Origin of the sequence: Leptospira wolffii serovar Khorat str. Khorat-H2 (assembly GCF_000306115.2) — a bacterium.
GTDB lineage: Bacteria > Spirochaetota > Leptospiria > Leptospirales > Leptospiraceae > Leptospira_B > Leptospira_B wolffii.
Window position 1 is genome coordinate 1 of the sequence record NZ_AKWX02000004.1, and the last position, 22,455, is coordinate 22,455.

Consider the following 22,455-nt stretch of genomic DNA (forward strand, 5'->3'; position numbering starts at 1 on the left):
CAGACTACTAAGGTGAAACTCGTGAAGGGGGTGAAGTCGTAACAAGGTAGCCGTATCGGAAGGTAGCGGCTGGATCACCTCCTTTTTAAGGAGATCAAAATTCCCGAGTGCGCTTAGCGCGTATCGAGGGAAGCGACAAAAACTCGGGGCTTTCGAAAGAAAGTCCCGAGGGTGTAACAAATCGGGAGTCACGCTACTCTATATGTTTTCGAGGATTCTTTCCTCTTACCAATCATTCAAAAACAATCAAAGTTCTCATAAGAATCATTTGGTAACTATGCTTACCGGATCTGTTTTTCTTCATGTAGGAACTGTTGATTTCCGGATCGAGTAATCTCAAGGACCCCAATGCGATTACTATATTTTATTCTTCTTTAACTGTTTTCTCTCCAAACAAAGGGCGGGATTGCATCCGATCTATTTTCGGAAAATAGATCGACTTCGGCTTGTTTGCTATAAAACTTCTGCCGAACTAATCATGAAGCCCCTGAAATTATTAATAGCAAATCGGGGAGAAGTTTCTATCCGAATCGCAAGAGCCGCAGCCGATTTAGGAATTCGAACTCTTTCCGTCTTTTCTCAAGACGATTCTTCTTCCAAGCATAGATATTTTACGGACGAAGCCTTTTCGCTTTCCGGTTCCGGACCCAAGGCCTATTTAAATTCGGAAGAGATCGTAAAGATCGCGGTAGAAAACGCCTGCGACCTGATCCATCCCGGTTACGGTTTTCTAAGCGAAAGTTCTATCTTCTCCTCCCTTTGCCGGGATGCAGGAATCCGATTTGTCGGTCCGAGTTCCGAAACTCTGGAAATTCTAGGGGATAAGGCCAAGGCTCTTTCTATGGCCGAAAGTATAGGAGTTCCTACACTCCCCGGGATCCGTAGGTCTGTTTCCCTGGATGATGCAAAGGGTTTTTTCGTATCCGAAGGGCCGATGATGATTAAGGCCTTGGCCGGCGGAGGCGGGAGGGGAATTCGAATAGTCCTGAAGTCCGAGGAGATCGATGGAGCTTATTCTTCATGTTCGAACGAGGCCCTTTCTTCTTTCGGAAATTCTAATTTATACGTGGAGAAATTCCTTTCTAAGGCCAGGCATCTCGAGATCCAGATTTTAGGGGACGGCACCGGAGACGTCGTTCATCTTTGGGAAAGGGATTGTACTCTCCAAAGAAGAAACCAAAAGATCCTGGAAATCGCTCCTTCTCCTTTCTTGCCGGATAAAATTCGAAATCGCATTCTGGATTCGGCAATCCAAATCGCCAAAGCCTGCAATTATAAGAATCTAGGAACTTTCGAATTCCTATTGGATGCGGATTCACTCGATTCCTTTTATTTCATGGAATGCAATCCGCGTCTACAAGTGGAACACACAGTTACGGAGGAGATTACCGGTCTGGATCTAGTGCAACTCCAATTGCAGATCGAGATGGGATCTTCCTTAAAGGATTTGGGGGTTTCGCAATCCAGCATTTCCCTACCTAACGGGTTCGCTCTTCAAGTTCGATTGAATTCGGAGATTATAGGAGAAAACGGGGAACCGAAGGCCTCTTCCGGAGAGATTTCAGTGTTCGAGTCGTCTTCCGGACCCGGAATCCGAGTGGATAGCGCCGCTTATTCCGGATATAGCGTGACTCCTAATTTCGATTCGCTACTTGCAAAACTGATCGTAAGGTCCAAATCGGAAAGCCTGAAGAGCCTATTTCATTCTGCCTTTCGCGCATTGGACGAATTTAGAGTGGAGGGAGTTCCTACCAACAAGGACTTTCTATTAACTCTCCTGCAAAGGAAGGAACTGGAGGATTACTCGGTCTATACCAGATTCGTGGACGAGCATTCTTCCGAACTCCTAAAATCCCAGGCAAAATCCAGGATCCCTTGGCAGGATCTATCCGGAGTAAAAAAGGATATTTCCAAAAACGCTTCGAAGATAGAAGTTCCCGAGGGTGCCGTAGTTTTTCATTCTCCCATGGCGGGGAGGCTCTTGGATCTTTTCGTTTCCGACGGCGATCCTATCCGTAAGGGCCAGAAAGTGGCTCTTCTTTCCTCTATGAAAATGGAGCATATTTTGAATTCCGAATATTCGGGATATGTTGAAAGAATCTTTAGCGCGTCCGGTCAGGATTTGGGAGAAGGAGAGCCTATTCTTCTTATTCACCCCGAAGAAGGAGTAGGAGAAGAAGAGACCGAAAATGCGGAGTCAGATTCGGATGCGATTCGATCCGATTTGTCGGAGGTACTACATCGCCTTTCCTTAAACGAGGATGAGGCTCGGGTCCAGGCAAGGGCGAAGCGCCATAAAAGGGGACAGAGAACGATCCGGGAAAATATATCGGATCTTTGCGATTCCGGCAGTTTTACGGAATACGGAGCGCTTGCAATCGCCGCGCAACGCAGACGCCGTTCCTTGGAGGAACTCATTAAGATGAGTCCTGCGGACGGTCTCGTGGCCGGACTAGGCACGATCAACGGACGCTTCTTCCCTCCTCAATATTCCCGTGCTGCCGTCTTGGGTTACGATTACACCGTTTTTATGGGGACGCAAGGAGCCATGAATCACAAGAAGACGGATCGATTTCTTAGGGTCGTGGAAAAGGAAAAACTTCCTCTCGTTTTCTTTACAGAGGGTGGGGGTGGTAGACCCGGGGAAGTGGATGTGCCTGCGGTTGCGGGTTTGGATCTGGATACGTTTCGACAATATGCAGGATTGAAAGGAGGTTCCCCCCGCATTGCCATCGCCTCCGGTAGATGTTTTGCCGGAAACGCAGCACTTTTCGGTGCTAGCGACATACGCATCGCCACCTTGGATTCCAATATCGGGATGGGCGGTCCGGTCATGGTAAAAGGCGGTGGGATCGGAAATTTCTCCGCCGAAGAGATCGGACCTTCTTCCGATCAGGCAAAGAACGGAGTCATAGATATTCTAACCAAGGACGAGAGGAAGCGGTTCATCTCGCCAAAAAGTCTCTCTCTTATTTTCAGGGAAGAATCTCCGAATTCCTGTCCTCGGATCAGAATCTTTTGCGTAAATCGATTCCGGAGAACCGTTTACGTTCCTACGATATCCGTTCTTTGATCGATATTCTCTCGGATATGGATTCCGTTTTGGAATTACAGAAAGAATACGCCAAAGGAATGCTTACGGCCTTCGTTAGGATAGAAGGACGTCCCTTAGGATTGATTGCGAACGATTCCAGGTATTTAGGCGGAGCCATCGACGCGAACGCCGCCGATAAAGCGTCTAAATTCCTGAGATTATGCGATTCGTTCGACCTTCCTATATTATTTTTATGTGATACTCCCGGATTTATGGTGGGGCCCGAAGCGGAGAAGAAGGGGCTCGTAAGAAAAGCCGCGGAATTCTTCGAAGCGGGCGCCTCTCTAAAAGTTCCGTTTTTCACGATCGTACTTAGAAAAGGATACGGGTTGGGAGCCATGGCAATGGCCGCGGGTAGCTTTCACGCGCCGGTATTTACGGTGTCTTGGCCCAGCGGAGAATTCGGTGCCATGGGAATCGAAGGAGAAATACGCACAGGTTACCAAAAGGAACTCTCGGAAATTAAGGATTGGAACGAGAGGCAAAAGCTCTTCGAAAGTCTTGTGAAGGAGGCTTACGAAAGGGGTAAAGCCATCAATATGGCTTCCTATCTGGAAATAGACGCGGTGATTGATCCGTCCGAATCCAGAAAATGGGTCCTAAGAGGTCTCGATTCGGTCCAACGGAATCGTGTAGGATAAATTCTCCCGTTTAGAGGCATTCTATTCGTGCAAGAAACGTTTCCATGTTTTAGGAAATATCTTGATTCCGTTTTCCTCTATGATAGAAATTTTTTCCTGCAAATGGAGGTATTCATGATCAGAAATACAAGGGTGGGTTTTACTGCTCTCATTACGGTTCTATTCCTTCTCGTTTCCTTTGTCAATTTGGAGGCTCAGTCTTTAAACGTTTACGGAACTTATAAGGTAGCCGGAACGAACCCCGACGGATCCAGATACAAAGGATCCGTTACGATCACTTTAAACGATGACGGCTCTTACGCTTTTGATTGGAGTGTGGGAAATTCTTTCTCTGGAACGGGAACTTTAAGTGGAAACACTTTGACGGTGGATTGGGGCGATACTTATCCGGTGATCTATACCGTTAAGAACGGCGGAAATCGTTTGGAAGGAACTTGGGGAAACGGCACCGGCACGGAGATTCTCTCTAAGTAGACTACTCGTATAGATCGGAGATCCGGAGTCACCTTCCTCTCGACGACGGGTGTTATCCGTGGTCTCCGGACAAGATCGGAAAAACTTTCCGATCTAAATTCTCAATTTTCTTTGGTGGTGATATTCATCTCCGCCACGTTCCAGTCTCCTTCGGAGACGCTCGTCTGAATGATCTTAATTCCTCTGTTTACCGATTCCACGGGTTCAAGAATTCTTCCGAAAGGAGAATCTCCGTACGGTTTCGTGCGGAACAGATCCAGCTGGGATTTGGAAGCGATCACTTTCAAAGTATCCGTTCCGAACGGCTCTCCCGCGGCGAGAATATAACCGGATTTTCCATCCGGAATCTGGATCGGATTATTTCCGCGCACGAAATTCTCCGGAGTAAACGTATTCGGGAAAAGCAAAATAGTTTCCCCGTCGCTTTGGAGAAGAATAAGATAGATATAACAATCCTCCGAAGCGCTAACGGTGAAACCCACCGATTCATTCTCCTTATATACGTTCTTTGTAGAATTTAATGAAACTTTAATATTCGGATTTTTGGGTTTGAGTATGCTCAGATTCCTTACCAGGAGATTTTGTGTGAGAAATCCGGCCAATTCCTGAAAAGTCCGTTCGGAATTCCCTTTTTTGATATTACGCACGAATTCCAATTTGGACGTTTCCACATCGGCGAGTTCCAGACTCCAGCGATCCGGAGTCGAGGACTTCAAGTATACGAGCTTCTGGGCCGAGAGGATTTTACCCAATTTAGGCGCGTTTTTAGGGTCGGTAATTCCGGTTTGGTTTAAGGAAAGTTCGTTTAAGGCGTCCGCGGTTTTTTGTCTGTCTATTAGGTTGACTCTTTCGGATTTTAGGAGAGCGGTTTTCAGTTCGTCTTCCAATTCGGAAGAATTCTGGCCTGAGAAAATCAGAGCAATATTGAACTTGTCCAAAAATTTGAGGGAGATCTCGCTTCTTTTCGAGATTTTAGGCGAGGAAGTTTCCGCAACAGGAGGAGGCGATGCGCAAAAGAATAGAATCGAAGCGTATGAAAAAAAGACGATTTTCTTTAGAAATCTCGAGTCCGGTGGGAACACCTTCCCGGGACTTTTTCCATCTTGGGTCGAGTTCGAGAAAACTCCTTTCATTCTAATCCTCCGAACGAATTTGGATAGGAAACCTATCTTGGATTAGAACCTTTTCGAAAGAAGATTTTATCCCTATAAGGGAAAAAAATGCCGCAGGCCGCAAGCCTTAGATGGAGAAATCCTCCACATATACTTTTGCCTTACGAATCCTAAGATATACGGTTTCGCCCGGCAAAAGATTCAATTCCTTGTAAGTCGTCTGGTCGAGTAGGGATTCGATGAGAGAACCGGAATCCAATCTTTTTAACTCCACTCGTACGTTCCTACCGGTGGAATGAATGTACTGCACCTCCGCAGGAATTCCTTGGCCTTCCGTTTTTAGGATTTCCACGTCGTAAGGACGAACGTAAGCAACCGCTTTGGTATCCTTCACGTCCGAGTGTTCCGGAGTTTCCACATCAATGTCTCCGATTTTTGCGGTACCCTCGTGGATCCTGCCGTGAAATAGATTCACATCTCCCAAGAAATGGAATACGAAAGGAGTCTTCGGTTTATTATACACTTCGTCAGGAGTTCCTATCTGTTCGATCTTGCCGGATCTAAGAATCACGATGGAATCGCTCACTTCCAGAGCTTCTTCTTGGTCGTGGGTGACAAATACGCTCGTGATATGAATCTCGTCATGTAGTCTTCTTAGCCAGGTACGAAGTTCTTTCCTTACTTTAGCGTCCAGTGCTCCGAATGGTTCGTCCAAAAGAAGAAACTTAGGTTCGATAGCGAGCGCTCTTGCTAAAGCCACGCGCTGTCTTTGCCCTCCGGAAAGTTCGAAAGGATAGCGATCGTGAAAATTCTCCAGTTGTACTAGTTTCAATAATTTAAATACTCTCTCCCTGATCTCCTCCTTGGAAGGGCGTGTGGCGCGAGGGCGGACTTTGAGTCCGAAGGCGATATTTTCGAAAATCGTCATATGACGGAAGAGAGCGTAATGTTGGAATACGAATCCGACTCCTCTATCCTTGGAGGATTTTTTCCGGGAAGTCTCCCCGTCGAATAGAATCTCTCCTTCGTCGGGAACGTCTAGTCCAGCGATGATACGGAGTAACGTGGTTTTTCCGCTCCCCGAAGGACCCAAGAGAGCCACCAAATTCCCTTCGGGAATCGTGAGATTCACATGGTCCAAGGCCTGGAACTCGCCGAATCTTCTGCTGATATTACGAATTTCTATGGACATCTGATTCTCCTAAATTTGGAAATCGGGAACGTTCGAACCCTGGGATGCGGATCCTTTTGCGGGGGAAGTAGCACTCGGTTCTTCCGGAATTTCTTCCTTCTTTCTGGAGAGAAGGTTCCTTTCCAAAAGACTTTTCGCGATTAGAGTGAGTAAGGAAAGAAATACCAGAATAGAAGCGGCTGAAAAGGCTCCTACCGAATTGTATTCGTTGTATAACATTTCTATCTGCAGGGGAAGAGTGTTTGTTTTTCCCCGGATATGGCCCGACAATACGGATACCGCTCCGAATTCTCCCATTGCCCTTGCGTTAGAAAGAATCAATCCGTAGAGTAATCCCCATTTGATATTCGGTAGAATGATCTTTATGAAGGTCTGGTAAAGCGATGCCCCGAGTAGAATTCCGGCTTCCTCTTCTTCCTTTCCTTGGCTTTGCATGAGCGGGATGAGTTCCCGGGCTACGAAAGGCAGGGTGATGAAGATGGTCGCGAGCACTAATCCGGGAGTATTAAATACGATCTTAATATTCCATTCTTCTAAAGTATCTCCAAGCCAACCCTGTCTTCCGAAAAGCAATAGGAAGATCAGACCGGAAATCACCGGAGATACGGCGAATGGGGAATCTATGACGGTGAGAATCGCATTCTTGCCGGGAAATTCGAAACGAGTCAGTAGGAACGCCGCAAGTAGTCCGAAGCCTGCATTCAAAGGAACGGCAATCGCGGCCACCTGCAAGGTCATGATTGCTGCGGATATCGTATCCGGATCTTGTAAGCCCTTGAAATACCCTTCGAGGCCTTGGGCAAACGCTTCCATGAATACGGTGGCAATGGGTAGGAGTAGAATTAGACCGGCAAAAAACAACACGAGCCCGATGAGAACGATACGTATCCAGACAGGTTCCGAATGTCTCATCCTAATTTCCTCGAAGCCCTATTTTGCAGATAATTGATGGTGAACATGATGGCGAATGAGAGCGCGAGCATAAGCATCGCTATCCCCGTCGCTTTGGCGTATTCGTATTGCTCCAATTTAGTCACGATCAAAAGAGGAAGGATCTCCGTCTTGCCCGGAAGGTTTCCGGAGATAAAGACTACGGATCCGTATTCTCCGATTCCTCTTGCAAACGCCATGCTAGTTCCCGCAAGCAAAGAGGGAACTAGTTCGGGAAGAATGACCCGAGTGAATGTTTGGAATCGCGTTGCCCCTAGGCAATAGGCGCCTTCTTCCAATTCCTTAGGCAGGTCTTCCAGAATGGGTTGCACAGTTCGAACTACGAAAGGAAATCCGATGAATACGAGCGCCACTACGATCCCTGCGGGAGCATACGCGATCTTGATTCCCAAAGGATCCAGGTATTTGCCCACCCAGCCGTTAGGAGCATAGATTGCGGTAAGAGCGATCCCTGCAACCGCTGTGGGAAGAGTGAAGGGAAGGTCTACTAGAGAATCCAGGATTCTTTTTCCAGGAAATTCGTATCTTACAAGAACCCAGGCGAATAGAAATCCGACGAATAAATTGATGATGGCGGCCACCCCGCCGGCGCTGAAGCTCAATATGAGAGCTTTTTGGATTCGGTCTTCCGAGAAGACTTCTAGTAAGCCGGAAAATCCCAGTCCCGCCGACTTAAAGACGAGTGTGGATAGAGGAATGATGACGAAGCAGCTAAGGTAAAAGACGGTTAAGCCTAAGGAAAGACTGAAGCTTGTTTTAGAATAGGGACGGATGACGAGTTTCAAATCGAAAACTTTCCTGAGGTCGATTCTCAAACCGGGCTCTATTTCGTCAAACCAAGAGCCGACGAAGGCCAGCTCTCGATTTTGTAGGAAAATGAGTCGGAAAGAAGAATCCTACTTCTTTGCCTCTCCATAGATACTATCGAAAAGTCCTCCGTCGGCGAAATGCTTCTTATGAGCCGCCGCCCAAGAACCTTCCAATGTTCTCACGTCGAATAGTTGCACTTTAGGAAATTTGGAAGCGTTCGCTTTCAATACCGCTGCGTCGTTCGGACGGAAGAAATGCTTAGCGATGATTTCTTGTCCTTGTTTGGTATACAGGAAGTCTATATAAGCTTTTGCCAATGCAGTGTTTCCTTTTTTCTCGGCCACTTTTTCCACGATTGCGACGGGAGTTTCGGCGAGGATGCTTGCGCTAGGATACACCACTTCGAATTGAGCGGTTCCTCCGTTGGCTTTTCTGGATTCGTCAAGAGCGAGCTCCGCCTCGTTTTCCCAAGCCAAAAGAACGTCGCCGATTCCTCTTTGGACGAAGGTGGTAGTGGAACCTCTGGCACCGGTATCCAATACGGAAGTGTTTTTATAAAGAGCCTTAACGAATTCTACCGCTTTCTCTTCGGTTCCGTATTTCTTTTTCGCAAATCCCCAAGCAGCTAGATAATTCCAACGAGCTCCTCCGGAAGTTTTAGGATTGGGCGTGATGACTCCGATTCCGGGCTTCACGACATCGTCCCAATCTTTGATCGCCTTAGGATTTCCTTTACGAACCAAAAATACGATGGTGGAGTAATAAGGCACCGAATGGTTCGGGAAAGCCTTTTCCCAATCTTTGGATATGGATCCGGAATTGGAAACGATGCTATCGATATCGTAAGCCAAAGCCAGGGTCACTACGTCCGCTTCCAGTCCATCGATCACCGCACGGGCCTGCTTGCCGGAACCGCCGTGGGATTGTTGGATCTTTACATCCTTACCGCTTTTCTGCTTCCAGACGCTTGCGAAGTTCTTATTGATCTCTTCGTAAAGTTCTCGGGTAGGGTCGAAGGATACGTTGAGAAGTACATCCTCCGCAAAAAGGGAGAAGGAAGTCATGCTGATTACAAATAGAATTCCAAGCGCCTTTAGGGTGCTTCGGAACGGCCGGGGTTGAGATTGGGTCTTCATAGGTTTCACTTTTACGTCCCTTCTGCCAATAACTCGGAAGATAAATCCAATTTATTGGATATTTTTCTGTTATATTTGGATACTGCTCTTTTTCTGTCAAGAAGGGTTTTATATCTTAGAAGTTTTTTTTCCTATTTTAAACAGTTTTTGGTCGCAGGTTTCGCAAAGCGATTTTAGAATCCAAAATCCCCGGAGAGACATTGTATTTTGCGTTTTCTTTTCCAAAAGAACCTGTTATTGCAAGAAATGGATTCTCCCGAATCTTCGGGGCCTTTCCAGTTTTAGAGAAAAGAAGAATGATGCGAAAATTTCCGATCTATTTCCTCCTACTCTGCATACTTTTCCCTATTTTTTCCTGCGATAGTCCCGAAGAAAGTCCGGATAGCCGACATCCCTACGCGGTCCAGGGAATCATGGATTTGCAATCTTACGATTTGAAGGAGAAGGGCCCCATTCTTCTTTCCGGGATCTGGAAATTCAGATGGTTGTATTGGAAGAGTCTTGGGACCCAGGATCCCGAATCCTACGAGATGGTGAGCGTACCTTCTTCTTGGAACGGAAAGAACGGGACTCGACTGGGAGAAGGATACGGAACTTATGAACTTGTCGTTCAATTAGGAAGGGATTACGGAGAATTGGCCGTCCTAGTCCCGGAGCAAAGTTCCTCCTATTTTTTATATGTGGACGGAAAACTTCTGACTTCCTGCGGCGAGGTGGAATTTCCTTCCAAGACGGATATCACGATCTTCGAAGTCAAACCCGCTTGGTGCAATCGTCTCGCGAAATTCTTCCCGGAAAGCGAAGACGTAAAAATAGAATTACAAATTGCGAATAAAGACCATAGGCTGGGGGGATTCTGGGCTCCCATTCGTATAGGAACCGCAAATTCCATGGAGAAGGTTTGGAATGGGGAACGGCTCATGGATTTCTTCTTTGCCGGAGGTCTTTTCTGTATCGGACTTTTGCATCTGATTTACGCCTTCGTAAGAAGAGGAGAACCCGCTTCCCTTTATTTCGGGCTTTATTGTTTGGTGATGTCTTCGAGGGGAGCATTTTCCGGAACCAGAGTCGTTTCCGAATATTTGGAATTTCTAAAATACGATCATTTCGTTCGTATAGAATATATCACATTCTATCTTGCGATCCCTATTTTCCTAAGCTATATCCTCTCCGTGTTTCCTAGGGAACTGAAGAGAATACTGGTGGATCTCGTCTGGTGGATCGCAATCGGCGCCTGTCTTGTGGTCCTGGTCTTTCCGGTCCGTATCTTCACTTTTACGATCACAGTATACTATCTGGTGGCGTTTCTCGCGGGAACTCTCGGTCTATTCTCCCTGACTAAGGCAGCGCTCAGAAAAAGAAAAGGGGCGCTCATCATATTGGGCGGTTTCATATTCATATACGCCGCTCTCATTCACGATATTCTATATGCGAATTTTTATCTGGACACGGGCTATTTTACGAATGTGGGGGCCTTCGTATTCTTAGTAGCCCAATCCGTTTTTCTTTCCGTTCGTAGTTCGGACAGTTTGGATCGTCTCTTGGATCTTTCCCGGAATTTGGAAAAGAGAGTGGAGGAGCGCACGAAGCAACTTAGAAACGCGCTTCGTCTCATCCAAAACGATTTGAATGTAGCGAGAGAAATCCAGAAAGGCCTTTTGGGTTTGGAGGATAGGGGAGAGAAGATCATACAGGACCTTAGGATTCGGATTTTGCATAAACCTCTCGCGGAAGTGGGAGGGGATCTTTACGATATCACCGAATTGCCGGACGGTAGGATTCGTATCTTCGTCGCGGACGCTACGGGGCACGGGATCCAGGCGGCTCTCATAACGATTCTTATCCGGAAAGTATTCGAGGATCTTAGATTCAGGGAGAATTCTCCGGGAGAATTATTATCCGAAATCAGCAATCAATTCCACGGAAAATACGGGAATGTTGCCACATTCTTCTCCGCTTCTCTTTTGGAAATTTCACATGACCGTAAAAGGCTGGGGCTCTCCATGGCGGGTTCCCCTCCCATCCTCATCCAAAACAAGGGGGAAGAGCATGTGATAGAATGTGAGAATCCTCTTGCGGGCCTAATCGGAAATTTCAGATTCTCGGACCGAGAGATCACGCTTGAGCCCGGATTTCGGATCCTATGTTTCACGGACGGTTTGACCGAGTCCGCAAGACTTCCCGGAGATTTTTACGGGATAGAGAGAGTTCTTGCATACATGCGACTCGGAGCAAAGGAAGAAATGAAAGATTTTCTGGAGGGAATTCATTCGGACCTTCTGAAATTTTTAGGAAGCTCCGGACCGAAGGACGATATACTTCTTTTGGGAATCGAAGACAAATGAATCCCATTCGCAAAATACATCCTCCTAAGTAGGAACTCCGTCCTCTTTTTTTCTATATCGAATCGAGTCTCCTCCGCAAATCGAAACACTGTTCGTTTTCTGGTTTAATTGTATCGACCTTCCAAAAGTATGGTTAGAGAGATGGTAAACAGGGCCCGCCTTTCCGGATGGGATTCCTGAAATCGTTACCAACAGAGGACCCTCTATGGCATTCAAGCTCGACGGGGCAAAATTCCCCACTTTGGAAGAGCTCATTACGGCTCTTTATCCCTTGTATGCGGACAAAATGAGCGAAGCTGAATTCAGAAAGTACGTTCAAGAGAATGTAAAGGAAGAATAGTCGCTTCTTCCTTGCCGATCTTCGATTCGGCGAATCCACGGGGGCCCGCTCTCTTTTGCTTGTCAATTCGGGCGGTTTTCCTTACCCTCTCGGCATGCCTTTTTTTCAGAAGAAATGGAGACTCGCTCCTGCCTGGCGCAGGCCCCTTCTACTCCTCGCCTCTTTTTTAGTTCTTATCATTAAATTCAGATTCTTGCTCACTCCGGAGCCTCTCTCCGGTTGGAGCTTGCATGCTCAGACCCATTTGGCCGAGATCTACGACTTCCTGTTGGGAGGAGGGCAATCCCTGGGCTACGACACTCGTTGGTTTTCCGGGATGCCGGTTTTCTACTACGAGCCTCCTTTCTTTTATTTCACCACCGCGATATTGCATCGCACGATTTTCTTTTGGCTTCCTCTTTCTTTCTCTTTCAATATAGGCATCCTTCTTTCCATACTATTATTCACCTATGCCTTCGTAAAATTCAGTCTGCTACTGTTAAGTGAAACGAATCACAGGGCGAATACGGTCATGCTCGCGATGTCCGGCCTGGTTTTTTTCTTTCTTTGCGCAGGAGAGGAACCGTTCGGTCTTTCCCTCGTGGGCCTATTCAGCGGTTCCGTAACCGGATTCTTCGGTCTGGGCTGGAGTCTATTAGGTTTTTATTATTTAGAAAAGTATAGGACGACCGGGAAACTTTCCTCCCTCGCGAAATATCTGGTGGTAAGCGCCTGCGTTTATTATTCGGATTTTCCCTCTTCCATGTTCTATATCGTATCCTTGTTCATCTATTTCCTATTCTTAGGAGAAGAATTGGGCAAGCGCGCCTTTTCCTTGGTCTTTCTCATTCCTCTCATACTCGCCGCTCCGATCTGGTGGAATTTCCTACATTATTCCTCCTATCGTGCGGAAACCTTTCCCATGGAGTCCACTCCGGGACTCATTTCCATTCTGGGCTCAGGCGCTCTCAAGCCGATCTGGGAAGGGAGCGGGCTTTTCGCCTTTTTATGGAATTTCCTTATTGGATTGCATTGGGTCCAGGCGGTGTTCCCGATTCTATTCCTGCTCGGGATCCGATCCATTCTGAAACGAAAGATATTTCCTCCGGCTTCCCGCTTCGTATTCTTTGCGAGCCTTATCTTCTATTGGATAGGCGTCGATACATCTCTCTCCAAATTCTTTCCGGGGATTGGGTTCCCTTGGTTCCGAGCATTGGATCTTTCCCTTCTTTTTCTCACTCTGTCCGGACTCGAGACGGCGGTACATCTACTCAAGAAAGAGACTTCCGCATGGGTGACTCAGTATTCGGTAGGAGCTCTTCTATTCTTCGCGTTAGTCAGATTCTTTTTATGGCATCCGGAATTGGAATGGAAGGAACATTCGACTTTTCTAAAGGATAGTCTTTCCTCTCTGGAGATGCAGGAAGTGGAGGCGACTCTTTCCGAACTACCCAAGGATTCTAAGATATTCCCCGAGATAGATTCCCGCAGAAAATGGGGAGATAGTCCGTTTACACTCGGACTACTCATACGCAGGGCAGGGCATAGGAACCTACTCGGAATGGAAGCGGACGCTTCTCTGAGTTCTCTCGCTTTGCAGCCTTATTTAGGCCGTTATCTGCCTTGGACTGCCTGGAAAAAAGACATATCCTATGAGGACGAACTCTCTTTGGAGGAGACTAGCGCAGGACTACATAGATTCCTCCAATCTACGGGGACTTCTTATATTCTAGGTTCCACGGAGAAATTTTATAGAATTTTAAAGTCTGATCCGAATCGCTTCGAACTTCTGAAAGGTTGGGTCAATCGCGAAAGTCTGCAAGCCTCCGAAGAAGGCGAAGCTCCTAATAGAAAATATGAGAAGGAGTTGGAGAATAAGGCTTTTATCTTTCTGTTTAAAGTGAAGAATGCGGGCTCCGATCTTTCCGTCCTAAAGGAAAAACCTTGGGCTGTCGCCGATTATAGGGAACTGACCGGAGGAAAGACTCTCAGGCCTAAACGCTTTTTATACAATACCAACGAAGCGATTCTACACGAAGGATTGGATAGCGGAATCGTTCTCGCAAGAGTGGGAAGAAGGGAAATCGCCGATGCGGGAACCAAATTATCCGATTGGTTCCAAGGAATCGTGGTGCTAAATGTTCCCACAACTAGAGGATTCTGGAAGGAAGAATTGAAAGCGGAATACGGAGACTTCAACTTTTTGGATAGGGACGAATTCATAGGGCGATTTTTTCCTGTGAAGGATCGGATCCGATCGGAAGAAGATCCCCTTTCCTTAGCGGAGACACCGATCCTACCTCGTATTCTTTCCGACGAAGCGGTCGTTTCCGATGGGGAAGATAAGCCTTCTGTCTCCGAGAAGGGCGCGAATTTCTGTAAGCTCGTACGTAGATCCTTCTTTCCTCAATGGGAGGATAAGAACGGGGGAATCCTTTTCCAAACCCAAAGAAACGAAATACTGGTTTGTTCCGAGAAGGAAGCTCTGAATCTGCATTTCGGCAAGGGAAATTCGGTATATCTGACTATATTCATGTTCCTATTGCCGGTATTCTTTCTACTCTCTTCCCTAGTGAAAGGAAGGTGGTTTTTCCGTTGAAGTTACCGTACGGAAACAAACCGTACTCTAAATTACAGTTCGTATCGAATTCTCTTTTCGTAATATTCGGAGGCCTCCTCGTATGGGGGCTTGTCGGAAAATGGGACAGATTCCTTTGGGGAAACGTTCTTTTACACGGAGTGGAAGGCGGACTCGTAGGCGCGATTTGCGATTGGTTTGCGGTATGGAAAACCTATAGAGCAGTGGAATTGCAGAGCGAGGGAATCGCGGAAGAGATCGGAAAATGGGTCTCCACGGATTTAATCAGCGAACATAAATTGAAATCCTATCTGGACGAGATCTTGGACGATCCGGAGAATATGGATACTCTTCGTTCTTTGTTGGAAAAACATCTCTCCGGAGAAAAAGAAATCAGGGAAATTTTGGATCTGGTCTGGAGCAAGGTGGAGGAGGATATCGTCCGCTACGTCACGAATTTCAAATTTTCCGGTGCGGATAAGGAGATCCTACACGAATTGAACCGGAGGAAGGAAATCCTAGGAACGGTGCGCTTCTTAGTGGGAGAATCCTTGGTCAAGGCGACGAACGAGGAGGATTTCTCGGAAAGAATCCAGAAAATCACCAAAGGATTTTCCTTTTTAGCCAAACCTCTCATTTGGCTCATCGATCCTAGAAAAAGAATCCGAGAATTCGGAGAGGGACTAAAAGAAGGACGGGATTTTCAAACGGAAGAAGAAGGGGTTCTATTCGAAGTCTTTTCCCTATTCTCCGATTGCGCCGAATTATACGTGGGCTCTTGGAACGAATTGCCTTCTGAGGCAAGAGAAGAAGCGGTAAGAGCCCTTGCCGATTTCGGTAAGGAACAACTGAATCGTTTGGCTACGGACTTGGTGCTTTCCCATAAGGAAGATTTAAGCCGTATGGAAAACCTCAGGGAATATGCGCCTATTCGCATATTGTTGGAGTTCCTACGATCCAAGACGAATGAGTCGGTCTCCCAATACGTGGGAGAACAAGTCGCCAAGGGGCTTAAGGTTTTGGAGCCCAGGAAATTCAGAGAAAATTTGGAAACGAAGACCCGTAATGTCTTGGAGAAAATACGGATCAATGGAAGCCTTTTGGGCTTTTTTGCGGGCACAGTGATCGGAGTGCTGATCTCCTTACTCTGATTCTTTCTCGGAAATTATTCACTTGCGCGAATTTCCGGGTTTAGTAAAAAATTACGTATGTATTTTCGGATCCTAATGGGTTGCATTCTAATTCTTCCTTTTTACTTAGGATGTTACTCTAGTACAGTATTCTATTTTCAGAATCTTAGAATGAGACCCCTGCCTCCTTCCGTGAAGCAAGGCTTGTACAAGCAGGACGAGATCGGATGCGGAAAAAAAATTAGGGAGGTATTGAACGCGATTCCCGAAAAAAATCCTTCCGCCACCCATATCCGGGATCTGGAGATATATAAGAAAGACGACGGTCTTTTTAGTAGTTGCTATCGTTTGAATTACGGCTTGGAGATTTCCCAATGAAATCCATTCGAAGGATTTCCGTTTTCCTAATATTCTTCGGCCTTCTGGTAAGCTGCGGAGAATCCCTGATGTACAAGGTCGAAAGGGTGGTTCCAGCAAAAGATCGGCCTGTATTTTCCTCTAACCGTGTGGAAGGAGAGGATTGCGTAGGTTTAGTCATCCCTTTTATGTTCGGTAGATTCGTGCCTGAAATCGAAAGAGCCTATGCTAACGCCCTGGAAAAGGCTCCGCCAGGAACACAGTCCTTGTCGGACGGAGAGGTGTTTACCCGCGGGTTCATACTACCTCCTTTGGTATTTTTCCGTTGCATAGTGGTGACGGGAACTCCCAGCATGGACTAAGTCTTGCCACAAATTAGGGCATTCTTATTTCAAATTTCATAAAATTCTTATCGATCTGCCTTCTGGGCTTTGTTCAAATTTTTTTTTGACCGACACCTTCGGTTGAAGGTATAAGATTATGAATTCTTCTACTCGTTTAGGAGAATGGATGGGTCTACGGAACCGGTTCGAGGAATTAATCGACTCGTTATTCGGATCCTGATGAGTACCGGACTAATTTTTCAAACGGCGAATTATGAGTAAGAGAATCGAAAAGATAAAGGAAAGCCGGGTCATAGTCGGAAAAGAAACGGCTAACTTTGAGACCGACGGACTCGTGTTCGAAGAATTCTACCAACAGAATCATACGATCGCTTTCTACTTTTTCGGGATCGTATTCTTCCTACTTCTTTCCGGGCTATACATGGAGTATCTTCGCTCCAATTGGGTTCTATTCTACCTAGATCTGGCTTCACTGGTATTTTGCGTTTCCGCCCTGGCGGTATTACGTTTCTTTTCCGGAACGGGAATATTTAAAAGGATTACGGTTACATTTTTACTTTTGGCCATGGTTCTCTTGGAAGTGGAGACACAATTCTACGATAACAACGCTAAGTTCTTCGAGATAGAAATGTGGATCATCAATCCGATCCTTTTATTACTCATCGCTTTCTTCTTTAGCGGAAGACCTAAATACTATTTCGTTTTTTCCTCCGTAGTTTTTTTCTATTTTGTATTCCGTACGTCTTGGGAGGGAATGCAGTATTTCGAAACCAGAGAGACTTGGATATCCATAGCGGATATGGCTGCCCTTCAGTTATTCTGCTGTTTTTTGAACGTATGGTGGTTCGGATACCGTACGGAAACCATTCGCAAGACTGAAAAATTGACCAGGCAACTCCGCTTGGAAAGGGAATCAATTTCCAGAAATCTGCACGATTATCTGGGAGCCAAGGCCACGGATCTGAGCCTACTCGTGAAATCCATCCAAAACCGTCATCTAGGCGATATGGAGTCCGTAATCAAGTTAAGAAGGCTTTCCGAAGAAATCTTTCAAGGGGTTCGTGAGATAACGGCTAATGTGGAAGACGCTAAACTCATCTCGGAGGACGTATGGAGTGGAATCAGGGTACTCCTATTGAGAAGATACGGAGACGGAGGAAGAAAGGTAAAATTCTCCCGAATCGGGGAGGCGGACTATTATTCGGATTCGGATCCAGCCGCCCAATTATTGGGAATAGTGACCGAGATTTGTTCCAACGATTTAAAATACGGCTCCGGGATATCGCATTGGAGTTTTAAACCCGGCAAGGAAAGTGTAAAGATCCTAGTTCGAAGCCGTTCCCTATACACGGAGTCTCGTTTGGGATCCTTAGGTCATAAAACCATTCGGGACCGTGCATCCATTTTGGGCGGAGACTGGAATGAGAATCTGATCCAAGGACGTTTCCAGGGAGAATTGGAAATTCCCGTGGAGAGATTAAGGAGAATCGAATTTACGTGAAGCTCTTCCGGATCGCAGTCATCGAGGACGACCCGACCTTTGCCGCGCATTGTTGGGAAGGCTTGAAGAAGATGCAAAGAGTGACCAAAGTGGATGTGTATTCCGCGGCGGAGGATTTTCCGGTAAAGCTCGTTCTTCCCTACGATCTGGTCTTCGTTGATATCCATCTTCCAGGAAAAAGCGGGTTGGATTTTATACAGGAAATGAAGGCCTCAAATACCAAAACTATCTTTGCGATTTTATCCGCCTTCGAGTCGGAGGAGGCCTTATTCAAGGCCTTGAAGATCGGGGCTTTAGGGTATATTCTTAAAAAGGACGTGAAGAATATAGAGGAGACCGCTTCCATACTATTGAACGGTGGGGGGATACTATCGCCTGGACTTGCTGCGAGAGTGATTTCAAGTTTTCGTCGCCCTGTCAAAGAGGATCTGGAAGTACTTTCCTTTCGAGAAAAGAAGATTTTGGATCTAATCGTGGATGGGAGAAAAACGAAGGAAATCGCGGCCCATTTCGGAACCAAGGAAGGTACGGTTCGCCTTCAGATTAAAAGTATATTTAGAAAATTGCATGTAAATTCCCGTATTGAGCTTGTCCGTAGGTTTTCTTAAAAAGTCGTCTTTAGACGGCGATTCTTCCGTTTCGGTTAAAAGAATCCCAAAAATAGACGAAGAAGCGCTTTCCGAAGCGGTTCTAAAAGAAACGCTTGTCTCCTTTATATATACTTTAAACGTGAACTATTGACGGGATTCAATGTCTAAAAGATAATCGGCCCCAGAGGACCGAAAGGAGATTAAAAATGGAAGCGGTAGTTCATAAGGCAAGTACGAGAGGAAAAGTGGATTTCGGTTGGTTAAAATCCAATCATACTTTTTCCTTCGGGAGCTATATGAATCCGGATCGCATACGTTTCGGCTCTTTAAGAGTTCTGAACGACGATATGGTGGCACCCGGTGGAGGGTTCGATCCGCATCCGCACCAAAATATGGAAATCATCTCCATCCCTATGGAAGGAGCCTTGGAGCATAAGGACAGTATTGGTACTTCGGGTGTGATTCGATCCGGAGAAGTCCAGGTCATGTCGGCCGGAACGGGTATCGTTCACTCCGAATACAATCATTCCGAAACCGAACCGGTGAAGTTCCTGCAAATTTGGGTCTTCCCTGATCGGAACGGTCATAAACCTAGATACGATCAGAAAAAATATCCGATCGAAGAAAGGAAGAATCGGTTCCAGGTAGTGGTTTCTCCCAGAGGCTCTCAAGAAGGACTCTGGATCAACCAGAACGCTTGGTTCTCACTGGCCGATCTGGATTCGGGAGTCGAATTGGAATACGTCACCCGAAATAAGGAAGGCGGAGTGTATGCGTTCCTTCTCTCCGGAAAGGTGAATGTCGGAGGTCAGGAATTGGACGCAAGAGACGGGGCCGGTTTTTACAAGGTGGATAGCCTAAAAGTAAAAGCCCTGGAAAATTCGGAAATTCTTCTCATGGACGTTCCCGAATTAAATTAAAAAAATAGAATATAATAGAATCTCTCGCGAATTGCCGCCGGATCCTCCGGCGGTCTTCTTTTGTAATCTTTCTATTTCATTTCTCCGGGTTCCACGAAAAAGGTGCGGATCGATCCGTCTCTTAGCAATCGGATTCCGATTTTTCTTCCGATGGATGTCTCGTCCAAAATCTTGTGTAGATCGTCCACACTTTGGACGGTTTTTTCTCCGAGCTCCAGGACCAGGTCCCCGTTTCGGATTCCGGAAAGCTCGGCAGGGGAACCCGCTTCCACCGAGAGCACTAGTACTCCTGAATCTTGTTGGAGTCGATTGAATTGTTTGGATACGGAGGGGATCTTTTGATTTTGTCCCGCGATTCCCAGATATCCTCTTCGCACAAAGCCGGATGTGATAAGCCTAGTGATAACGTATTCCGCGGTGTTAGAGGCGACCGCGAAACAAATCCCTTGGGCCGGAAGAATGATGGCCGTATTGATTCCCACGATTCTTCCTTTGGAGTCCGCCAAAGGACCTCCCGAGTTTCCCGGATTTAAGGCGGCATCCGTCTGGATCACGTTATCTATCAGTCGACCATTACGAGAACGTAAACTTCTTCCCAGAGCGCTGACGACTCCCGCAGTAACGGTGGATTCGAATCCGTAAGGGTTCCCTATGGCTACCACCAATTGCCCCACCTTTAGATATTTGGAATCCGCAAAATTAGAATGGGAAAAATTCCCTCCGTGAATTTTCAAAACGGCCAGATCCGTATGAGGATCGTCTCCGATGAGTTCCGCTTCTTTTGTGCTTCCGTCCGAAAGCTTGGCCTTGATTTTAGTGGAGCCGTTGACCACATGGCTATTGGTCGCGAGATATCCGTCCGGGGTGAAAAAGAATCCGGATCCACTACCGGCTTCCTTTCCGTTTTGAGAAACCTGTAGATGCACTACGCTCGGTCCTACGGATTCGACCGTATGGGTTACGGATCGGGAATATGCGTCTAAAATCTCCTCTTCTTCCGGAGGAAAATATTCGGAACTTTCCTTGGAAGATTCTTCCCGACCGAGATCGGGAACGGATACGAATCCAGTATGAGGGTGAGAGATAAGGACCATGGTATTTCCTTGGACCTAGGGTCCGATTAAAACGTCCCAAAAATGTGGAGAAGGATTAAACGAAAAAATCGCGTTCGGAAAGTATTGCGGTCGGTCCTCTAGGCTATAAAAAGGATCCGACGGGGTCTTTTAGAATCGGAAGGAAGGGGTAATGTCCCGGAAGAGAAAGTATTTTATAGAAAAATAATATATATTTCCCGTAGATTCCGCTTATTTTTTCCAATCTTCCGGTTTCGGGGATACGGGTTTATAATGAACGGTGGTTGTTCCTTGAGAAAACATTTCCGGGACCGTCCTTCTCCAGTTAACGAAATGAGGCGTATCCAAATGTGCCTTTCGGATGGCTTCGCTTTCATAAGCCTCTATGATTAGAAACCTTCCGTCATCTCCGTCGTTTTGTAAAAGATCGAATCTTAGGACTCCTTTTTCCTTTAGGGATTCTCTGGATAGTTCGGAACTGATTTCCAGAAACTCACGTATTTTTTCGGAGAGAATTTTGTAGGAAGAAACGGTAACGATCATGCTTCCCAGTTTCCGGATCCGATTTTCTTTCGCCAGAAAAAAAAGATGGATAGAATGGACAGTTAGTGAAAGTTTTTCCTTTATGAAAATACAAACTCCCGTTACGGAGATGCTTGGAATCGACCTGCCCATCATCGGGGCTCCTATGTTTCTCGTCTCTTATCCCGATCTAGTCGTCGCCGTGTCCGAAGCAGGAGGCCTCGGAACCTTCCCTTCTCAAAACTATCGCAGTTTGGAGGAGTTGCGCAGAGGATTGGAAGAAATACGTTCCCGTACCAAGAAACCGATCGGTGTTAACTTAATCCTGCATAAATCCCATAACCCGAACTGGGCCAAGCACTTCGAAATCCTATTGGAGTTCAAAGTGGAGTTGATCATAACTAGTTTGGGTAGCCCACGATCCATTATAGGCGAGGCGAAATCAGTAGGAACAAAAGTCTTCTGCGATGTGACTACGTTAAAGCATGCCAATATCGTCGCCAAATCCGGAGCCGACGCATTGATCGCCGTGGCCCAAGGGGCAGGGGGACATGCGGGGGCCATTACTCCTTTCAGTCTTTTTCCCTATCTCAAAAAGGAGATCGGACTTCCCGTGATCGCGGCGGGAGCGATCAGCGGCGGGGCTCAAATGGCGGCGGCATTATCGTTAGGTGCGGATGCGGTATACATAGGAACCAGACTTATTGCTTCACAGGAAGCTTCGGCTTCCAAGGAATACAAGGAGATGGTTGTGGCTTCCGCTCCGGAAGAAATCGTTTATACGGAAAAAATTTCAGGGATTCCGGCCAACTGGTTGAAGAGATCGGTAGAAAAAGCCGGGGATAATTTTCACACCGAAGGAACGGGCGATATAGACCAGGAATTCAAACGCTGGAGGGATATCTGGTCCGCCGGTCACGGTGTGGCTCAGATCGATTCCGTACTGCCTGCGGGGGATATCGTCCGCAATATGGCCAAGGAATATTCGGAAATCATAAATCGATTACCGAAACCCCAGGCCTAAGACGCGAATATCAATCCTTCGAGCCCGAAATCGATTTTCGGGCTCGAAGAAAACCCTTACTTCTTATCCGAAAAGCTGACAGGGATCAGGTGAAATACTCCGAATACAAACACCTGGGCCGCATCGGCGATCTTAAATCCGCCCCTGTCTTTCGCCCGAACGGAATAGATTCCCGTTTCTAAGATATGTAATCCCAAAATAATCCAACCTAGTAGGGTGATCCAAGGATCCAATGCCTCGATCGTACGGACAAGTCCCGTAACCACAAGCAACCAAAGAATCCAAAAAGAAGCGGTCACGATTTTGGACACAGTATTGATAAGATTCATACATTCTCCCGTT

19 protein-coding genes, 1 rRNA gene and 1 pseudogene are annotated in these 22,455 nt (G+C 46.6%); 13 read left to right on the forward strand and 8 right to left on the reverse strand.

What is annotated here, in order from left to right:
- From LEP1GSC061_RS00050 to lfb1, 3 genes and pseudogenes are all read left to right on the forward strand, one after another.
- A 16S ribosomal RNA gene (locus LEP1GSC061_RS00050) occupies window positions 1–85 on the forward strand; the annotation flags it as partial.
- Between the two features lie 393 nt (window positions 86–478).
- A pseudogene (locus tag LEP1GSC061_RS00055) lies at window positions 479–3,735 on the forward strand (acetyl-CoA carboxylase family protein).
- Window positions 3,736–3,849: 114 nt separating this feature from the next.
- Window positions 3,850–4,209 carry an LIC10280 family protein gene (gene lfb1, locus LEP1GSC061_RS00060; protein ID WP_016543448.1) on the forward strand — a complete coding sequence of 120 codons (360 nt, stop codon included), beginning with the start codon at window positions 3,850–3,852 and terminating at the stop codon, window positions 4,207–4,209.
- 101 nt (window positions 4,210–4,310) lie between these two features.
- Here the strand turns inward: lfb1 and LEP1GSC061_RS00065 are convergent, their stop codons facing one another.
- The 5 genes from LEP1GSC061_RS00065 to LEP1GSC061_RS00085 form a co-directional block, all read right to left on the reverse strand.
- A complete protein-coding gene (locus LEP1GSC061_RS00065; protein ID WP_198014224.1) occupies window positions 4,311–5,147 on the reverse strand; it encodes a DUF4384 domain-containing protein in 837 nt (278 codons plus the stop codon).
- A 301-nt stretch (window positions 5,148–5,448) separates the two neighbouring features.
- Window positions 5,449–6,513, reverse strand: a complete 1,065-nt coding sequence (locus tag LEP1GSC061_RS00070) for a sulfate/molybdate ABC transporter ATP-binding protein (protein WP_016544060.1) — start codon at window positions 6,511–6,513, stop codon at window positions 5,449–5,451.
- 9 nt (window positions 6,514–6,522) lie between these two features.
- On the reverse strand, window positions 6,523–7,425 hold the full coding sequence (cysW, locus tag LEP1GSC061_RS00075) for a sulfate ABC transporter permease subunit CysW (protein ID WP_016543532.1): 903 nt from the start codon (window positions 7,423–7,425) through the stop codon (window positions 6,523–6,525).
- On the reverse strand, window positions 7,422–8,249 hold the full coding sequence (gene cysT / locus LEP1GSC061_RS00080) for a sulfate ABC transporter permease subunit CysT (RefSeq protein ID WP_040507809.1): 828 nt from the start codon (window positions 8,247–8,249) through the stop codon (window positions 7,422–7,424). The genes cysW and cysT overlap by 4 nt, the downstream gene beginning before the upstream one ends.
- A 111-nt stretch (window positions 8,250–8,360) precedes the next feature.
- Window positions 8,361–9,410 (reverse strand): sulfate ABC transporter substrate-binding protein, encoded by a 1,050-nt coding sequence (locus LEP1GSC061_RS00085; protein ID WP_040507456.1) that lies wholly within the window; start codon window positions 9,408–9,410, stop codon window positions 8,361–8,363.
- A 296-nt stretch (window positions 9,411–9,706) separates the two neighbouring features.
- Here LEP1GSC061_RS00085 and LEP1GSC061_RS00095 point away from each other — a divergent pair, with 296 nt between their 5' ends.
- The 9 genes from LEP1GSC061_RS00095 to LEP1GSC061_RS00130 all read left to right on the forward strand — a co-directional run bounded on the left by LEP1GSC061_RS00095 (window position 9,707) and on the right by LEP1GSC061_RS00130 (window position 19,494).
- A complete protein-coding gene (locus LEP1GSC061_RS00095) occupies window positions 9,707–11,755 on the forward strand; it encodes a PP2C family protein-serine/threonine phosphatase (RefSeq protein ID WP_052006478.1) in 2,049 nt (682 codons plus the stop codon).
- Window positions 11,756–11,960: 205 nt separating this feature from the next.
- The gene (locus tag LEP1GSC061_RS21990; protein ID WP_008589440.1) at window positions 11,961–12,095 is read left to right on the forward strand and encodes a hypothetical protein; all 135 of its coding nucleotides are present in this window, start codon (window positions 11,961–11,963) and stop codon (window positions 12,093–12,095) included.
- A 55-nt stretch (window positions 12,096–12,150) separates the two neighbouring features.
- Entirely contained in the window at window positions 12,151–14,673 is a 2,523-nt protein-coding gene (locus LEP1GSC061_RS00100; protein WP_232218334.1) for a hypothetical protein, read from the forward strand.
- Window positions 14,670–15,803 (forward strand): DUF445 domain-containing protein, encoded by a 1,134-nt coding sequence (locus LEP1GSC061_RS00105; protein ID WP_016543338.1) that lies wholly within the window; start codon window positions 14,670–14,672, stop codon window positions 15,801–15,803. Before LEP1GSC061_RS00100 ends, LEP1GSC061_RS00105 begins: the two co-directional genes overlap by 4 nt.
- Window positions 15,804–15,878: 75 nt before the next feature.
- A complete protein-coding gene (locus LEP1GSC061_RS00110; protein ID WP_232218335.1) occupies window positions 15,879–16,160 on the forward strand; it encodes a hypothetical protein in 282 nt (93 codons plus the stop codon).
- Window positions 16,157–16,501 carry a hypothetical protein gene (locus tag LEP1GSC061_RS00115; RefSeq protein WP_016543688.1) on the forward strand — a complete coding sequence of 115 codons (345 nt, stop codon included), beginning with the start codon at window positions 16,157–16,159 and terminating at the stop codon, window positions 16,499–16,501. The genes LEP1GSC061_RS00110 and LEP1GSC061_RS00115 overlap by 4 nt, the downstream gene beginning before the upstream one ends.
- Window positions 16,502–16,736: 235 nt before the next feature.
- Window positions 16,737–17,984, forward strand: a complete 1,248-nt coding sequence (locus LEP1GSC061_RS00120) for a sensor histidine kinase (protein WP_016543405.1) — start codon at window positions 16,737–16,739, stop codon at window positions 17,982–17,984.
- A complete protein-coding gene (locus tag LEP1GSC061_RS00125; protein ID WP_016543483.1) occupies window positions 17,981–18,592 on the forward strand; it encodes a response regulator in 612 nt (203 codons plus the stop codon). The genes LEP1GSC061_RS00120 and LEP1GSC061_RS00125 overlap by 4 nt, the downstream gene beginning before the upstream one ends.
- A gap of 188 nt (window positions 18,593–18,780) precedes the next feature.
- On the forward strand, window positions 18,781–19,494 hold the full coding sequence (locus tag LEP1GSC061_RS00130; RefSeq protein WP_016543618.1) for a pirin family protein: 714 nt from the start codon (window positions 18,781–18,783) through the stop codon (window positions 19,492–19,494).
- A gap of 71 nt (window positions 19,495–19,565) precedes the next feature.
- Here the strand turns inward: LEP1GSC061_RS00130 and LEP1GSC061_RS00135 are convergent, their stop codons facing one another.
- Together LEP1GSC061_RS00135 and LEP1GSC061_RS00140 are read right to left on the reverse strand one after the other, a co-directional pair.
- Complete coding sequence (locus tag LEP1GSC061_RS00135) at window positions 19,566–20,588, reverse strand: S1C family serine protease (RefSeq protein ID WP_016543996.1); 1,023 nt, start codon at window positions 20,586–20,588, stop codon at window positions 19,566–19,568.
- 210 nt (window positions 20,589–20,798) lie between these two features.
- Window positions 20,799–21,110, reverse strand: coding sequence for a putative quinol monooxygenase (locus tag LEP1GSC061_RS00140; protein ID WP_016543767.1), 312 nt, complete (start codon window positions 21,108–21,110; stop codon window positions 20,799–20,801).
- Between the two features lie 82 nt (window positions 21,111–21,192).
- Here LEP1GSC061_RS00140 and LEP1GSC061_RS00145 point away from each other — a divergent pair, with 82 nt between their 5' ends.
- Window positions 21,193–22,113, forward strand: coding sequence for an NAD(P)H-dependent flavin oxidoreductase (locus LEP1GSC061_RS00145; RefSeq protein ID WP_100758664.1), 921 nt, complete (start codon window positions 21,193–21,195; stop codon window positions 22,111–22,113).
- Window positions 22,114–22,169: 56 nt separating this feature from the next.
- Here the strand turns inward: LEP1GSC061_RS00145 and LEP1GSC061_RS00150 are convergent, their stop codons facing one another.
- Window positions 22,170–22,442, reverse strand: a complete 273-nt coding sequence (locus LEP1GSC061_RS00150; protein ID WP_016543571.1) for a hypothetical protein — start codon at window positions 22,440–22,442, stop codon at window positions 22,170–22,172.
- Window positions 22,443–22,455 lie beyond the last annotated feature (13 nt).

Bases quoted from the DNA above. Each gene is read 5' to 3' on its own strand.
- lfb1 (WP_016543448.1), top strand. From the start codon at position 3,850: ATGATCAGAAATACAAGGGTGGGTTTTACTGCTCTCATTACGGTTCTA.
- LEP1GSC061_RS00070 (WP_016544060.1), bottom strand. From the start codon at position 6,513: ATGTCCATAGAAATTCGTAATATCAGCAGAAGATTCGGCGAGTTCCAG.
- cysW (WP_016543532.1), bottom strand. From the start codon at position 7,425: ATGAGACATTCGGAACCTGTCTGGATACGTATCGTTCTCATCGGGCTC.
- LEP1GSC061_RS00085 (WP_040507456.1), bottom strand. From the start codon at position 9,410: ATGAAGACCCAATCTCAACCCCGGCCGTTCCGAAGCACCCTAAAGGCG.
- LEP1GSC061_RS00095 (WP_052006478.1), top strand. From the start codon at position 9,707: ATGATGCGAAAATTTCCGATCTATTTCCTCCTACTCTGCATACTTTTC.
- LEP1GSC061_RS21990 (WP_008589440.1), top strand. From the start codon at position 11,961: ATGGCATTCAAGCTCGACGGGGCAAAATTCCCCACTTTGGAAGAGCTC.
- LEP1GSC061_RS00110 (WP_232218335.1), top strand. From the start codon at position 15,879: ATGGGTTGCATTCTAATTCTTCCTTTTTACTTAGGATGTTACTCTAGT.
- LEP1GSC061_RS00115 (WP_016543688.1), top strand. From the start codon at position 16,157: ATGAAATCCATTCGAAGGATTTCCGTTTTCCTAATATTCTTCGGCCTT.
- LEP1GSC061_RS00120 (WP_016543405.1), top strand. From the start codon at position 16,737: ATGAGTAAGAGAATCGAAAAGATAAAGGAAAGCCGGGTCATAGTCGGA.
- LEP1GSC061_RS00130 (WP_016543618.1), top strand. From the start codon at position 18,781: ATGGAAGCGGTAGTTCATAAGGCAAGTACGAGAGGAAAAGTGGATTTC.
- LEP1GSC061_RS00135 (WP_016543996.1), bottom strand. From the start codon at position 20,588: ATGGTCCTTATCTCTCACCCTCATACTGGATTCGTATCCGTTCCCGAT.
- LEP1GSC061_RS00140 (WP_016543767.1), bottom strand. From the start codon at position 21,110: ATGATCGTTACCGTTTCTTCCTACAAAATTCTCTCCGAAAAAATACGT.
- LEP1GSC061_RS00145 (WP_100758664.1), top strand. From the start codon at position 21,193: ATGAAAATACAAACTCCCGTTACGGAGATGCTTGGAATCGACCTGCCC.
- LEP1GSC061_RS00150 (WP_016543571.1), bottom strand. From the start codon at position 22,442: ATGAATCTTATCAATACTGTGTCCAAAATCGTGACCGCTTCTTTTTGG.